Below are 14,517 nucleotides of genomic sequence, written 5' to 3' on the forward strand. Positions count from 1 at the left end.
CGTCACGTTTTGCCGATAAACGGCCTCGAGGCCACCAACAAGCCCCGGCAGCGAGCAAGGCCTGATCATGGATGCGACGTATCTATCTCCAAGGAGTTGGGGTTGGCGTGCTCTCATCGCGCTGCCGCTGTTGAGCGGCTGCAGCGGACCTCAGTCCACGCTACAGCCGGCGGGTGTCGACGCCGAGCAGATCGCCCGGCTGTTCTGGTGGATGAGCGGGTTCGCCATCCTGATCTGGGGAGTGGTGATCGGCTGCGCCGTGTTCGTCACCTATATCAAGCCCAAGTCCCATGACAGCCGAGTGGCACGCTGGTTGATTCTCGGTGGTGGCGTGGTCTTTCCTCCCCTTGTCCTGGGGGTCTTGCTTGCCTTCGGCCTGTCGCTGCTTCCGTCGCTAAGCGCTCCGGCCGAGGACGGGCTGCAAATCTCCGTCTCCGGGGAACGCTGGTGGTGGCGGGTGCGGTATCCAACGCCGTCGGGCGGCACCGTGGAGCTCGCCAACGAAGTGCGCCTTCCCGTCGGTGAGCGGGTGGGGTTCCGCTTGACCAGTCCTGACGTCATTCACTCGTTCTGGATTCCCTCGCTAGGCGGCAAGGTCGACATGATCCCCGGGCGGACTACCCGGTTGTCGCTGGAGCCCACCGAGGTGGGCGTCTTTCGCGGCGCCTGCGCCGAGTTCTGTGGCACATCCCATGCGCTGATGAACTTCCGCGTCGTGGTGATGGAACCGGATGCGTTCGACACTTGGCTTGAGCGGCAGGCGTCGCCCGCTCGACCGCCTCAAAGCGAGGTAGCCCGCCGCGGCCAGGAGGCATTTCTTGCGAATGGCTGCGGTGCCTGCCATGCCATCCGCGGCACGTCGGCCGATGGTGTGTTGGGGCCCGATCTGACCCATGTCGGTAGCCGCTTGAGCCTTGCTGCCGGCACTCTGCCCACCGATGCGGAGTCCTTCGAGCGCTGGATCAGCCATCCGGACGATATCAAACCGGGAGTGAACATGCCGGCCTTCGACATGCTACCGGCGCCCCAGATTCACTCCATCGCTACCTACTTGAGCCAACTGGAATGAGCGACCGGACGTACAGCCATGACGAGCGGGACGACCGCGCACGCCGCGAGGCGCAGGAACGGCGCCTCAGCGCGCCCTGGCAGACGCCGCGTGGCTGGCGCTATTGGTCTGCCGTCAACAATTCCGAGGTCGGGCTCTGGTACACCGCAACCTCCTTCATTTTTTTCCTTTTCGCCGGCGTGCTGGCGCTATTGATGCGCACGCAACTGGCCATTCCCGAGAACGACTTTCTTTCTGCCACCACCTACAACCAGGTCTTCACCCTGCACGGTTCGGTGATGATGTTCCTGTTTGGCGTGCCGATTTTCGAAGCCTTTTCGATCATGATTCTGCCGCAAATGCTGGGCGCGCGGGATCTACCGTTTCCGCGCCTGTCGGCCTACGGTTACTGGAGTTTCCTGATAGGCGGGACCTTCGTCTGCGGTTCGATATTCTTCGGTGTCGCTCCCGAAGGGGGCTGGTTCATGTACCCACCCCTGACCACGACATATCAGGAAGGGCTCGGAGCCGACATCTGGCTGCTGGGGCTTTCGTTCATCGAAGTGGCATCACTTGCCGCAGCGGTAGAACTCATCGTCGGTATTCTCAAGACGCGCCCACCCGGCATGCGCATCAACCTGCTTCCCCTTTATGCCTGGTACATCCTCGTCGTGGCGGTGATGATCCTCTTCGCCTTTCCGCCCCTGATCGCCGGCGATTTGCTATTCGAGATGGAGAGAGCCTTCGACTGGCCCTTCTTCGACCCCAGCCGGGGCGGCGACCCACTGCTTTGGCAGCACCTGTTCTGGATATTCGGCCATCCCGAGGTCTACATCATTTTCCTCCCGGCGATCGCACTGGTCGCAATGATCGTTCCTACCTTCGCTCGGCGGCCCATCGTCGGCTATAGCTGGGTCGTCCTGGCTGCCGTCGGTACTGGATTCATCAGTTTTGGGCTATGGGCCCACCATATGTACACCACCGGGTTGCCGAACATTTCCTTGGCATTTTTCTCGGCGGCCTCCGAGGCGGTTGCTATTCCCACTGGCGTACAGATCTTCTGCTTTCTGGCGACGGTCATGGCCGGACGATTCGTGCGTTCGGTGCCTATGCTGTTCGTCACCGGAGCGTTGGCAATCTTCGTGCTGGGAGGGCTGACCGGTGTGATGGTGGCCATCGCGCCGTTCGATTTCCAGGCTCACGATACCTATTTCGTGGTGGCTCACCTGCACTATGTTCTGATCGGCGGCGTGCTGTTCCCGGTCGCTGCCGGGCTCTACTACTTCTATCCCATGGCTACCGGCAAGCTGTTGGCCGAAAAGCCGGGCTACTGGGCGTTCTGGCTGATGTTCATAGGCTTCAACGTCACCTTCCTGCCGATGCACTTCACCGGCCTGTTGGGAATGCCGCGACGGGTGTTCACGTATGCCGCCGATGTCGGCTTCGATGGCCTCAATCTGGTATCCACCATCGGCGCCTTCATTCTGGCGGCCGGCGTCGCCGTGCTGGTCATCGAGGTGCTGCGGCCGAAGGGAAAACAGCCCTATGCGAAACGCAACCCCTGGAATGCGGGCACGCTGGAATGGCTGGGGGAGATGCCCGGCAAGCCTTGGGGCGTTCGCTCGATTCCCCTGGTCAAGGGGCGTTATCCGCTCTGGGATCAGCCCCACCTCATACGAGACGTCGATGCCGGACGCTTTTACCTTCCCGATGCCGAAGAGGGCAAGCGGGAGACGTTGATCACCACCACCATCGATGCCGACCCGATACAGTGCCTGCGAGTGCCGGGGCCGACGTTCATCACCCTCTGGGCGGCGCTCTTCACCGGCGGTGCCTTCATCTTCGCGACCTACAAGTGGTATCTCGCTGCAGGCACCAGTGCCTTGCTGGCGTTGGTCACGGTACTGGTCTGGCTGTGGACGGGCACCGCCAAGATACCGGAGAAGCGCAGCAAGGACGTCGGGCTGGGCGTCAGCCTCCCGCTGTATGCTTCCGGCTCGACGTCGGTCGGGTGGTGGGCGATGTTCATTACCATGATCGGCGACATGAGCGCCTACGCCAGCCTGCTGTTCGGCTACTTTTTCTTCTGGACCGTGCACGACGATTTTCCGCCCGATCCTGCGGCCGGCCCGGGGCTTTTCTGGCCAGTCGTAGCGGCGGCGCTCCTGCTCGGCGCTTGGGTATGCACGCTGTTGTCCAGACACTGGAACCGGCGTGACCGGCCGTTGGCCTTCACTCTCGGCTTGGGACTGGGAGCCGTGCTCAATGTGGCCGGTATCCTGGCGCTGCTGGCCGGCCCGCATCTGAATGGCCTGGACCCAACGCGGCACGTTTATCCGGCCACCGTCTGGGTCCTGGTGCTGTGGACAACCATCCATCTCGGGGTGGGGCTGGTGATGCAATGCTACTGCATCGCCCGCCGCTGGGCCGGCCGCATGACCGCCGAACATGACATCGACATTCGAAACGTTACGCTCTACTGGCACTTCATGGCCATTACCGCAGGCGTAACGGTCCTCGTGATAGCCGGTTTTCCGCTACTGGCCTGAAGAGGAACGGGAGGTGCGAATGACAAGACGAGCGCAAGCCGAGCCCGACGCCCCAGGCAAGCCCACTCCGGGCCGACGCGAGTCCCTCTGGCCGCTCGCGATGGGGCCTTTACTGTGGGTGGCGCACTTTCTTCTTTCCTATGCCACGGCGGCCATCTGGTGCGCGAAGGCGGGAGGCGAAAACGGTTCTCTGGGCGGGGTGCGTCTCGTCATCGGTATTTACACCGCATTGATTCTGTCAGGGATTGCCGTCGTCATTTGGCGCGGCTTTCGAAAACACAGGTTCGGTACGGCCACGGTGCCGCACGACTTCGATACCCCTGCGGATCGTCACCGCTTTCTTGGCTTTGCGACGGTATTGCTGGGTGGACTTTCCTTTGTCGCCACGCTGTACGTCGCCCTGCCTGTCGTCTTCATCGAGAGCTGCCGTTGATGGACACCAAGCCAAGAGCCCAACTGCGGCGATTCGTCGGCCTCCCAGGCAAGGCAAAGCGGTATCTGCTCGACCATGGGAAAGCGCTATTACTGGGCTTGGCAGTCCTGGGGGGGACGCTGGTCGGCGGCGCTGTGCTCATCGTCTGGTCGGGCCTGGTGCCGATCAGCGCCAGTTCTGGCCACTGGCCCGTAACCCGCTGGTTTCTGCACTTCGCCATGCGCAATGCCGTCGAGAATCGGGCGAGTGGCATCAAGGCACCGATGCTGAGCGACCCGGCGCTGGTGCTCAAGGGCGCGGGCCATTATGCGACCGGCTGCATGCCCTGCCACGGTGCCCCGGGGCGACCACGCTCCTTGATTGTCCAGCAAATGACGCCTGAACCACCGCTTTTGGCGCAGCGGGTCCACGAGTGGAGGCCCGAGCAGTTGTTCTGGATCATCAAGCATGGAGTCAAGTTCACGGCGATGCCGGCGTGGGCGAGCTTGCAGCGCGAGGATGAGGTCTGGGCCATGGTCGCTTTCCTGCAGGAGCTGCCGACGCTAAGTTCCGAACGCTACGTGCAGTTGGCTTATGGCGAACGAGACGAGGCAGACGCTATCGGTGAAGCGGCAAGCGGCTCTCTGCGAGCGCTCAGTGAGCCCATGGGCCCGCTGTTAGCCAATTGCAGCCGATGCCATGGCGCGGACGGTCGTGGCCGCGGCCTGGGAGCCTTCCCCAAGCTGGCGGGCCAGAGCGAAGCCTACCTGTGGACGAGCCTTCTTGCCTATGCCGAGGGGGAGCGCAACAGTGGCATCATGCAGCCGATTGCCGCGGGATTGAGCAAAGCGGATATGCGCTCGCTCGCAGCACATTATGCCGGCCGGGAGGACGCGGCGAGCCAACCGGCCAGGCAGCGAGCCAATGCAGGCGAGCCGGGCGAAGCGATTGCCGGTCCGGCTTCGATAGCGCGTGGACGAGACATTGCCCGTCAGGGCGTGCCCGAGCAGGGGGTGCCCTCCTGCGTCGACTGTCACGGTCCGCGATCGGAACCGAGCAATCCCCATTATCCCAGGCTGGCCGGCCAGTACGCCGACTACCTCGCTCTCCAACTGTCCCTGTTCAAGTCCGATAAACGCGGCGGTTCGCCCTACGTGCGTATCATGCATAGCGCAGCCAAAGGCTTGGACGAAACGCAGATACGCGACGTGGCGAGCTACTATAGCTCCCTCGCCCAGGATCTTGGCGATCAACCGGAAACGCTCCCGGCGCAGGGGGCGCGGCGTGCCGACAGCCGCTGACGCTGACGCTGCTGTGGCCGGTGGCTGGTGGCTGGTGGCCAGGAGGCGGCGGCCTTTGACCTCGATCGGCTGTGGCGTGACACGAGCTCCGCGTAGCGGAAACGACGAGGGCCCGGCATGCCGGGCCCTCGCCGTTGCTCCCGGGGCACGGCTTCAGCGCTTCAGCGCACCGAGCTGCTGGCGGCGGTACTCGCCCTGACGTTCCAGCATCCAGCCCGGGTATTCAGGCGGTAGCTGGCTGACACGATCAAGCTCGGCGAGTTCGTCCTGGCTGAGCGTTACCTGCGCGGCGGCGATGTTATCGTCGAGCTGGTCGAGGCGCTTGGCGCCGACGATCACGCTGGTGACCGCCGGCTGGTGCAGCAGCCAGGCGAGCGCAATCTGGGCCACGCTGACGCCCTTGGCCTCGGCGATGCCGCGCATCGCGTCGACGCAGTCATGGGCGCGATCTTTTTCTACCGGTGGAAAATCGAAGTTGGCACGGCGGCCTTCGCCCGCGGCCTGGCCGTCGCGGCCGTACTTGCCGCTGAGCAGGCCGCCGGCAAGCGGGCTCCAGACCATCAGGCCGAGGCCTTCGCTCTCCAGCATGGGGACGATTTCACGTTCCAGGTCGCGACCGGCCAGGGTGTAGTAGGCCTGCAATGACTGGAAGCGGTTCAGACCCTTGCGTTCGGCGATGCCGAGTGCCTTGACGATCTGCCAGGCGGCCCAGTTGGAGACCCCGACATAACGCACGTGGCCGTGTTGAACCAGGGTGTCCAGCGCGCTCAGGGTCTCCTCGATGGGCGTGGCGGGATCGAAGCCGTGCACCTGATAGAGGTCGATATGATCGAGCTGCAGGCGCTTCAGGCTCGCCTTCACACCTTCCATGATGTGATAGCGCGTCAGCCCCCTGGCGTTCACCCCCGGACCGGTCTCGCCGAATACCTTGGTGGCGACGACCACTTCGTCGCGCGGCACGCCGAGGTTCTTCAGCGCCTGGCCGGTCATGCGCTCCGAGAGCCCCTCTGAGTAGACATCGGCGGTGTCGATGAAGTTGATGCCGGCCTCCAGCGCGCGGGCGATCAGCCGCTCGGCGTCGCTCTGCTGGAGATCGCCGATCTTGCTCCACAGCTCGCCCTCGCCGCCGAAGGTCATGGTGCCCAGACAGAACTGGGAGACGAAGAGGCCGGTATTGCCAAGCTTGCGATATTGCATGGGGTACTCCTTACTTTTCTTGCAGGGTAGTGGTTTACGGGACTCGTCATGGTCGATTGGGTTCATGATCCCGCTCGTACGGCTACGCGTTGGGGCGGAATCCTGGCGCCGCCGGTCACGTTTTCATTGACGAACTGACTGGTGATGAAATCATGCGGGAAGCCTAGTTCGACACGACTCAGCCGATCGAGTCGTGCCAATTGTCCATCGCTGAAGGGGACATCCAGTGCGCCGAGGTTGTCTTCGAGCTGTGCGAGGTAGCGGGCTCCCACGATGGGGCAGGTGACAGTAGGGCGAGTCAGCAGCCAGCCGAGCGCCACTTGGGCCGGTGCGCATGCAAGTTCCTCAGCGATCTCCCGCACGGCATCGGCGATGGCCAACTGTCGTTCGCTAGGTAGTAATAGGCGTTGCTGCCCGCCGAAGGCCAAGAGTTCACCCGACTCACTGGCATGACGCTGGCGCTCGATGTCATTGCGGGTGTACTTGCCGGTCAGCAGCCCGCCTGCGAGAGGCGACCAGGGCATCACGCCCAGCCCCAGCTCCGCAGCCATCGGAACCAGGTCGCGCTCGCTGTCGCGCTGGACAAGGTTGTACTCGACCTGCAGCCCGATAAAGCGCGACCAGCCCATGAGTTCGGCCAGGGTATTGGCTTCGGCCACTTTCCAGGCGGGAAAGTCCGAGGCGCCTAGGTATAGCACCTTGCCTTGACGCACCAGGTCGTCCAGGGCCCGCATTACTTCTTCTATTGGGGTGCGATACTCCCAAGCATGGACCCAGTAGAGGTCGATATAGTCCGTACCCAATCGCTTGAGAGAGGCTTCCACGGCTTGCATCAGACTCTTGCGATGGTTGCCGCCGGCATTGGGGTCGCCGTGGCGCATGTTGAGCGTATACTTCGTGGACAGCACGAAGCGGTCTCGGTCGTTGGCGATGCATCGGCCGATGATGCGCTCGCTGGTGCCTTCGGTATAGAAGTTGGCTGTATCGATGAAGTTGCCACCGCGTTCTGCGTAGGCGCGGAAGATCGCTTCGGACGTTGCTTCGTCCGCGCCCCAGCCCCACTCGGAGCCGAAGGTCATGGTGCCCAGACACAAGGGTGAAACACGCAGGCCCGAACGGCCAAGTAATCGATAGCTATCCAGCGACGTGATGGGTCGGTTCATCCTGCAGCCTCCGTTCGGTGATGGTCGACACCGCTGCCGCTCGTGCTTGGCTGCGGTGTACCATGGCAACGATACGTGGGCCGCGAGCGCACGATCAGGAACGCGCTATTCTGGTATTCGCACTTCCCCCCTAGGACACGCCCAGTGCTCAGCCATATTCGACGCAGCGAAATTGCCACTTTCCTCCGGATTCGACGTGCCCGGCTGCAGCCCGAGCAGGTCGGGCTGCCGCGCGGGCGGCGACGACGCACGCCGGGCCTGCGCCGCGAGGAGGTGGCCGAGCTCGCCGGCATCAGTACTGAGTGGTATGCCTGGCTGGAACAGTCGCGAGACGTTAATCCCTCGCTGGACACCCTGCAGCGCATCGCTGAGGCCCTGCGGCTGGAGCCTGCCGAGCAGCAGCACCTCCTGAACCTGGGCGGCTACGGCGTGGAGAATGGCGACAACGGGCTGGCGCGCGAGGCCGTGGTGGGCGACAGCCTGCAGCGCCTGCTGGAGCAGATCGTCTGTTGTCCGGCTTGGATCATGGGAGCCCGTTCGGACATCCTTGCCTGGAATCGAGCGGCCACCGTGATTCATGGCGACCTCGGCGCGATGCGAGGCATCGAGCGCAACGGCATCCATCAACTGTTCCTCAATCCAGCGATGCGCCGCATGCTGGTGGATTGGGAGGTGCATGCGCGGGACTGTGTGGCAAAGCTGCGCCTGACCCAGGCCAACTACCTCGATGACCCCTGGTTCAACGAGCTCATCGAGCTGCTGCGGTCACGTAGCCCCGCGTTCTCTGCCTGGTGGGACGAGCATGAGGTGCGCCTGCCCCACGACGGCGTCAAGGTCTACGAGCATCCGAAGGCGGGTCGGCTCTCCTTCGACTACGCCATCCTTCAGGTGGCCGGAGGCAACGAGGTGCCGCTGAACCTGATCACCTACGTGCCTACCCGCGATACGGACACCCAGGAGAAGATGGAGGCCCTGTTGCGGCGCTCCGCGCTGGTGCTCTCTGCCTGACTGGGTTTTCGACATGGCCCGACATGGCCGGGAGGAGTGCACCATTCGTGAGGCGTGACGGCGCGCCTGAGGGCTACCGTCACGCCGCACTACTTGCTTGGGACGGCAACTACCGCGGGCGACGCACGACCCTCAGCTTGCCGCTGGCGCCGCCGCCGCAGAAGAAGCGCTCGGTGCCATCCGACTCGAGCCCCGAGACGCCTGTTCCCTGAGGCATATCGAGTTGTTGCAGCACCTCGCCCGAGGCTGGGTCGATTCGCCTCAAGTCGCTGCCGTCATCCTCCCAGGTGCCATGCCAGAGTTCGCCGTCGACCCAGGTGACACCGGTGACGAAGCGATTGGATTCGATGGTACGCAGGATGGCTCCGCTGTCAGGATCGATCTGGTGGATCTTGCGGTCGCGGTACTGGCCTAGCCAAAGCGAGCCTTCGGCCCAGGCCAGCCCTGAATTGCTACCGGGCGGAGCGGGGATGGTGGCGAGGACCCGGCCGCTGGCGGGCTCGATCTTGTGGATGCGGTCTGCGGCGATCTGGAACAGGTGTTGCCCGTCGAAGGCCGTTCCTGCATCGGCCTCGATTTCGATCGAGCGCTGTGGCTCGCCGGTTTCGGGATCGAAGGCGCCAAGCATTTCGCCGGTGGCAAGCCACACGTGGCGTCCGTCGTAGCTGACACCGTGCACGTGCTCTACACCGGGGAAGGGACCGAATTCCTGGAGTACTTGCGCTGCTGAACGGTTCATGTCGTTGACCTCGTTTGGTGGGTACCGTCTCAGCCTAATCCGCCGGGTAGAGGCCCCGGGAGTAACAAGGTTGTCGTGAAACCCGGCACCGGCGGGGCGACCCAGCGCCGGGCCCTGCCGCGGCCGAAGGACTGCACTTTGCCCACTCTGGCAAGCGTCTCGAGCGCGCGCTGAATGTTGCGCTGGCTGGCGCCGAGGGCCATGGCCAGGGCCGAGCTCGACCACGGCTCGCCGTCGCTGAGTAGGGCCAGCACGTCGCCATGCTTGTCTTCGATAGGGCGCGCCAGAACCACGACCTCGGTAGCGGAAGTTGGCTCCAGCACGTAGCCTCGCGGCGTTGCACACACGCCGGCCAGGGGGCCGAGTGCCGCACGCAGCCGGCCGAGCTCGACGCGCAGGCGGATACGGTGCGAGTCGTCGGCGAAGCGAGTGCGAAACGTGCCGGCGATGAGCGCATCCCGTGGCACGTCGGCTGGCCAGGCTTCACCCAGCAGGCGAGCCAGGGCGAACAGCACCGGGCGGGTAGCGAGCGAGACTGCGACATGGCCGTTGCGAACGGCGTGGCGGCAGGCGTCGACGACGAGCGCCTTGGACGCCAGTAGCGCTTCGACCTCAGGCAACAGCAGCAGGCGCTCTTGACCTTGCGCCACCAGGCGTGCGGCGGGGGCGCCCAGGGCGTGCCAGGCATTCTCGACTTCCGCCTGCAGGGCGACAACGCCGGAGAGGCGAGCGTTTTCTGCGGCGCGTTCGAGTGCGGTGCGTGCTGCCGCGGTGTGCAGCCGTCGCAGGGCGATGCCTGCCGCAACCAATGCCTGGATGGCCCCCAGAGCGGGAGGAAGGGAGTGGAGAGCGAGCTGGGCCAGGGCATGTTCGGCCTGTTCAAGGCGCCCGAGCAACAGCAGGCGGCGAGCCTCGAGCGAACGAGCATGGGCGGCATTCGTCAGGTCTCCATGCGCCTCGAGCGTGGCTCGTGCAGAGTCGAGCCGCCTCGTGGGCCAGCCGAGATCGCGTGACGCCAGGGCAACCTCGGCCTCGGCGACCACGCACCGGGCACGAGCCATCTCCTCCCTGGCGCTGAAGGTGCGCGCTGCACGCTGCAACAGCAGCCTGGCGCGGGCGAAGTCGCCAAGCTGAGCCATCGCGATTCCTCTCAGCGCAAGAGCCGGTGCATCGTCACGCAGGGCGACCCGGTTCAAGGCCCCGAGGGGATCGCCCGCCGAGAGCGCACGGCCCGCGGCCGTGATCAACGCGTCCATCTCAATCCCGCCACACTTGTTACTCCCAGCGTTCGATCACCCGGTTTCACTATATCTCATGACCGTGAACCTTCAGGTCGAATCGAGAATGGAACGAACCAGGACACCGATGGAGGGCAGACGATGACGACACATGCGACAGGAACCATGCTCTGTACGAGGCGGAATGACTCAGACGGTGGGTGTCTCGATCAGCAGCGAACACGCGCAGCGCAACAGCGGCTCTTCGGCGCGCTGAGCCAGATGGGCGAATAGCACCCTGACCGAATGGGCTTCACTGAGCAGCTCGACCTCGCCGCTCTTCTGGGCCGCGGCCGCGCTATCCGCATGTAGCAGTCCCACACCGACGCCGCCGGAGATCAGAGTACTTGTAACGCTTTCTCGGTCGATGCTGATGACTCGCTGGGGACGAATTCGGTGCTTGTCGAACAAGGCCTCCGCTGTCTGGCCGCAGCAGGTGGTGGAGGTCGGCAGTATCCAGGGCAGCTCGGCAAGCCGCTGCCAGTCCAGGGGGCGGGAGGCCGGCACGAGCCCCGGTCGCGCGGCAAGATAGGTGGTGAATCGGGAGACCTCGAGAGTTGCCAGGTCCGTTCCGGGGGCGCCGGCCTCGTTGTAGAAGCCGGCGTCCAATTGGCCATTGCGGATGCCCTTCAGGATCTCGACCGAGGTGCCGTAGCGGAGCGATATTTCCACCTCGGGGACGCGCTCGGCAAGGCGTGAGAGAAGGCCGGCAACGATCCTGGCGTCGATATGGCTGGCACCAAGCCGCAGCTCCCCCGTCAAGGAGCCCTTGAGGCGCGTTGCTTCATCGATCAGTTCGCGCTGGGCAAGCAACGTCTGCTCGGCCTTTGCGAGCAGACGTTGCCCTGCCGGGGTCAGTTGCATACCACGGGGGGTTCGCTCGAACAACGTAAGGCCGAGCGTCTCCTCCATTGCCTTGATGTGTGCGCTAACGGCCGGCTGGCTGAGGTAGAGGAGATCCGAGGCGCGGGTGATGCTGCCTTCGCGTGCCACTGCCAGGAAAGTCTTGATCTGGTGGATGTCCATTCTCTCTCCTCACCGAGTGGCACCGACCGTCAGAGTAAGCCAAGCACGAACCACCAGGCTATTGCCAGCGGCACCAGGGCCACGACGCCGACCGCGAACAACGCCAGGCAGAACTTGGTCATCGCCGCCAGCGGCAGTTGGGCCATCTGCAGGGCGGCCAGGAGCGGAGGCGCCTGATAAGGCAGCAGCACGTTGGAGAAAGCGAGCACCTGGGTCATCAGCACGGCCATCAGCGAGAGTCCGGTGGCATCGGCCAAGCTGGCCGCAGCGGGAGTCATGATGGCGGGCACGCCGGGCAGGCTGACCACTATCGCGAATAGGGTGGAAATGGCCGTCAATGCCAGGGCACTCCCGAACGGTCGGTCGGGCGTGAAGGCCACGTAGCGCCCCGTCCAGGCAATGACGGCCTCGCCCAACCCCGTCGCCGAAATGACCGCCCCTAGCCCAATGATCCCCGCCACGAAAAACAGCGACCCGTAGTTGACCTGTTCGTTGATGCATTTGCCGGGTGTGAGGCGCGACGCTGGCAACAGGCAATAGAGCGCCGCTCCTAGGCCAATCCAGCCCGGTGAAATCGCGTGCAGACCATCGGTCAGCCACAGAAGGATGCAGGCGAAGAGCACGCCGACGAGTCGCTGCTCCGCGCCGCTCATGGGAGAGGGGGCGTGCCGAGCTTCAGCGTCAATGGCGATGGGGGCCCGGTCGGGAAACATCCAAAGCGCCAGGAGCGCCACGGCCGCGGCTTTCATGAGGCCAAGAATGGGGAAGTGCAGGATCAAATAGTCGCCGTACGAGAACTCCTCACCGTAGAGGTTTTCTGCCATGCCGGAAAGGATCATGTTGGGGGCATTGGAGGGGAGGATGCTGAACGCGGGGGCCCAGGTACCGAACACGGCAGCGATCAACATGCCCGTTCTGCCGTTCGAGCCGGAGTGATAGCCGAAGCGATCGGCCAGCGCCATGATCAGTGGGAGCAGTAGAAAGATCCGGGCCATCGAGGAGGGAATGATGAAAGCCAGTGCCAGTCCCGCCAGCGTGATTCTTGAGATCATCCCGGCATAGGTGTCGCCAAGGCGACTGGAAAGCAGCTGCGCGATACGCTGGCCCAGGCCCGTATGTTGAATGGCGATGCCAAGCACGATCCCCCCGAAGAACAGCCAGAAGGTCGAGGAGTGAAAGCCGGAGAAGACCGTTTCGGCTGGCGCCAACTGGAACAGGGTGGCGATCAGGAAGAAGGCGAGTGCTGGCCAGTATTCCGGCACGGCCGCCGTTGCCCACAGGCCTATGCAGAAGATGACGAGCGCCGCAGTGCCCGCCATCGGCAGCGGCAGGTGCAGGGAGAGTAGGCCGCCGGCACACCCGGTGGCGACGAGCACGCCAATGACGCGCCATGTGGGAATACTTAATGAACGAGCCCGATCGGATATTGAGGATCGATCATGCTGGGTAGGAGCCTGTACGGGGTCTGCCATGTAAATCACCGCCTCCATTCGGGACCTGTCAGGCGAGTCTACCCAGTGGCGTCGTCAGGCATCCAATCGTTTGTACGGAGGGCAGCTATCAGAAAAATGAGAGGTGGTCTGAGTTCGCGCACTCGATACTCGCACCGGGTACGAGCCATGGCTTTCTTGGTGGTGAAGGCGCGCGCCCCCCACTCTGCAACAGCAGCCTGACGTGGGTGCAGTTACCAAGCTCTTCCAGGCATGACAATGCCGCCCTGGCTAGCCAGGGCGGCATTGAGCGTCGTTGTGTATCCCTCGATCAACGGATAACGAACCCGCGACCGACCGGGTCGCGTGCGTCGATCAGCCACTTGGCGTAGCCGATCAGCTCGGCGGTGCCCTGAACGCTGGGGCGGATGGCCCGGTAGCCGCCGATTTCCGTCTCGCCGAGAATCTCCCCGGTGAAGCGGCCGCTGCCGAGCAGGCCCTCGGAGTGGATGGAGCGTCCCACTTTCAGCTCATTGCGGGCATGGAACATGGCCATCATCGCACTGGTGCCGGTGCCGCCGGGCGAGCGGTCGAGCTTGCCGTCTGAGAACACGTGCACGTTGCGGTAGAGCGAATCCGGCTGCGAGCCCTCGTGCCAGAAGGTGACGAAGTTCAAGCCGTTGATGTGCGGATGGGTCGGGTGACGAATTTCCATGCGAGCGTTGAGCTCGGCCTTGACGGCTTGGCCGGCGTGGGAGAAGTAGCTGCCGTTTTCCGGATAGATGGGCTGCTTGTCGGAAGGTATTCGGATGATGGCGAAGAAGTTGCCGCCGAAGACCAGGTCGGCCTTGAGCGTGCCGAGGCCAGGCACTTCGACCGGGATGTCCTGCTCCATAACGAAGGCGGGCACGTTCTCGAAACGCGTCCAGTGTACCTTGTCGGCATCGGCCTTCACCTCGGAGACCACGGTGCCGGCGGTGGTCTCGAAGCGAATGCGGGTGAGACCGTTCTCCTGTGGCGGCGGCGCCAGGCGATGGGCGACCATGGCCATGGAGAGTGCGATGGTGCCGTGGCCGCACATGTCGACGAACTGCTCGCCGTCGATCCACAGCATGCCGGCGTCGTGATCGGCATCGGAGGGCGGAGTGAGAAACACGCCGAACATGTGCTGGTGGCCGCGCGGTTCGCGCATCAGGCTGGTGCGCACATGGTCGTGGTGCTGCTGGAGGTAGCGGCGCTTGTCGAGGATGTCGCCGCCGAAGGGATAGGGGATGCCGCCATGCACGATGCAGGTCGGCTCGCCTTCGGTATGGGTGTAGATCACGTCGAGAAACTGCTGGTTGTTCATTGGAACTTCCTGTGGCTAT

The 14,517-nt window shown here is 63.9% G+C and carries 12 protein-coding genes; 5 read left to right on the forward strand and 7 right to left on the reverse strand.

Translation table 11 applies throughout. The features are described 5' to 3' along the window. Window positions 1-67: 67 nt before the first annotated feature. From coxB to HNO53_RS03165, 4 genes are read left to right on the forward strand one after another with little or no spacing between them, the layout of a single operon-like run. The gene (coxB, locus tag HNO53_RS03150) at window positions 68-1,069 is read left to right on the forward strand and encodes a cytochrome c oxidase subunit II (protein ID WP_209476172.1); all 1,002 of its coding nucleotides are present in this window, start codon (window positions 68-70) and stop codon (window positions 1,067-1,069) included. Next, complete coding sequence (gene ctaD / locus HNO53_RS03155; protein WP_209476174.1) at window positions 1,066-3,597, forward strand: cytochrome c oxidase subunit I; 2,532 nt, start codon at window positions 1,066-1,068, stop codon at window positions 3,595-3,597. The genes coxB and ctaD overlap by 4 nt, the downstream gene beginning before the upstream one ends. Window positions 3,598-3,616: 19 nt before the next feature. Beyond that, on the forward strand, window positions 3,617-4,030 hold the full coding sequence (locus tag HNO53_RS03160; protein ID WP_209476176.1) for a hypothetical protein: 414 nt from the start codon (window positions 3,617-3,619) through the stop codon (window positions 4,028-4,030). Continuing rightward, complete coding sequence (locus HNO53_RS03165) at window positions 4,030-5,310, forward strand: c-type cytochrome (protein WP_242597615.1); 1,281 nt, start codon at window positions 4,030-4,032, stop codon at window positions 5,308-5,310. Before HNO53_RS03160 ends, HNO53_RS03165 begins: the two co-directional genes overlap by 1 nt. Window positions 5,311-5,463: 153 nt before the next feature. On the opposite strand, the gene HNO53_RS03170 is transcribed toward HNO53_RS03165, so the two are convergent. After that, on the reverse strand, window positions 5,464-6,507 hold the full coding sequence (locus tag HNO53_RS03170; protein WP_209476180.1) for an aldo/keto reductase: 1,044 nt from the start codon (window positions 6,505-6,507) through the stop codon (window positions 5,464-5,466). 62 nt (window positions 6,508-6,569) lie between these two features. Continuing rightward, window positions 6,570-7,670, reverse strand: coding sequence for an aldo/keto reductase (locus HNO53_RS03175; RefSeq protein WP_209476182.1), 1,101 nt, complete (start codon window positions 7,668-7,670; stop codon window positions 6,570-6,572). 144 nt (window positions 7,671-7,814) lie between these two features. On the opposite strand from HNO53_RS03175, the gene HNO53_RS03180 reads away from it, so the two are divergent. Continuing rightward, on the forward strand, window positions 7,815-8,678 hold the full coding sequence (locus HNO53_RS03180; protein ID WP_209476184.1) for a helix-turn-helix domain-containing protein: 864 nt from the start codon (window positions 7,815-7,817) through the stop codon (window positions 8,676-8,678). A 109-nt stretch (window positions 8,679-8,787) separates the two neighbouring features. Here HNO53_RS03180 and HNO53_RS03185 read toward each other — a convergent pair whose 3' ends face one another. From HNO53_RS03185 to HNO53_RS03205, 5 genes are all read right to left on the reverse strand, one after another. Continuing rightward, entirely contained in the window at window positions 8,788-9,417 is a 630-nt protein-coding gene (locus tag HNO53_RS03185) for a Vgb family protein (protein WP_209476186.1), read from the reverse strand. Between the two features lie 29 nt (window positions 9,418-9,446). Continuing rightward, window positions 9,447-10,673, reverse strand: a complete 1,227-nt coding sequence (locus HNO53_RS03190; RefSeq protein ID WP_209476188.1) for a helix-turn-helix domain-containing protein — start codon at window positions 10,671-10,673, stop codon at window positions 9,447-9,449. A 171-nt stretch (window positions 10,674-10,844) separates the two neighbouring features. Next, window positions 10,845-11,720, reverse strand: a complete 876-nt coding sequence (locus HNO53_RS03195; RefSeq protein WP_209476190.1) for a LysR family transcriptional regulator — start codon at window positions 11,718-11,720, stop codon at window positions 10,845-10,847. Window positions 11,721-11,749: 29 nt separating this feature from the next. After that, complete coding sequence (locus tag HNO53_RS03200; RefSeq protein WP_242597522.1) at window positions 11,750-13,096, reverse strand: SLC13 family permease; 1,347 nt, start codon at window positions 13,094-13,096, stop codon at window positions 11,750-11,752. A gap of 385 nt (window positions 13,097-13,481) precedes the next feature. Beyond that, entirely contained in the window at window positions 13,482-14,498 is a 1,017-nt protein-coding gene (locus HNO53_RS03205; RefSeq protein WP_209476193.1) for a proline racemase family protein, read from the reverse strand. Window positions 14,499-14,517 lie beyond the last annotated feature (19 nt).

It is taken from the genome of Billgrantia antri, from assembly GCF_017868935.1.
Taxonomy (GTDB): domain Bacteria; phylum Pseudomonadota; class Gammaproteobacteria; order Pseudomonadales; family Halomonadaceae; genus Halomonas; species Halomonas antri.

What these genes read in the sequence shown, in the direction of transcription:
- coxB (WP_209476172.1), top strand. Translation starts at nt 68, where the DNA reads ATGGATGCGACGTATCTATCTCCAAGGAGTTGGGGTTGGCGTGCTCTC.
- ctaD (WP_209476174.1), top strand. Translation starts at nt 1,066, where the DNA reads ATGAGCGACCGGACGTACAGCCATGACGAGCGGGACGACCGCGCACGC.
- HNO53_RS03160 (WP_209476176.1), top strand. Translation starts at nt 3,617, where the DNA reads ATGACAAGACGAGCGCAAGCCGAGCCCGACGCCCCAGGCAAGCCCACT.
- HNO53_RS03165 (WP_242597615.1), top strand. Translation starts at nt 4,030, where the DNA reads ATGGACACCAAGCCAAGAGCCCAACTGCGGCGATTCGTCGGCCTCCCA.
- HNO53_RS03170 (WP_209476180.1), bottom strand. Translation starts at nt 6,507, where the DNA reads ATGCAATATCGCAAGCTTGGCAATACCGGCCTCTTCGTCTCCCAGTTC.
- HNO53_RS03175 (WP_209476182.1), bottom strand. Translation starts at nt 7,670, where the DNA reads ATGAACCGACCCATCACGTCGCTGGATAGCTATCGATTACTTGGCCGT.
- HNO53_RS03185 (WP_209476186.1), bottom strand. Translation starts at nt 9,417, where the DNA reads ATGAACCGTTCAGCAGCGCAAGTACTCCAGGAATTCGGTCCCTTCCCC.
- HNO53_RS03190 (WP_209476188.1), bottom strand. Translation starts at nt 10,673, where the DNA reads ATGGACGCGTTGATCACGGCCGCGGGCCGTGCGCTCTCGGCGGGCGAT.
- HNO53_RS03195 (WP_209476190.1), bottom strand. Translation starts at nt 11,720, where the DNA reads ATGGACATCCACCAGATCAAGACTTTCCTGGCAGTGGCACGCGAAGGC.
- HNO53_RS03205 (WP_209476193.1), bottom strand. Translation starts at nt 14,498, where the DNA reads ATGAACAACCAGCAGTTTCTCGACGTGATCTACACCCATACCGAAGGC.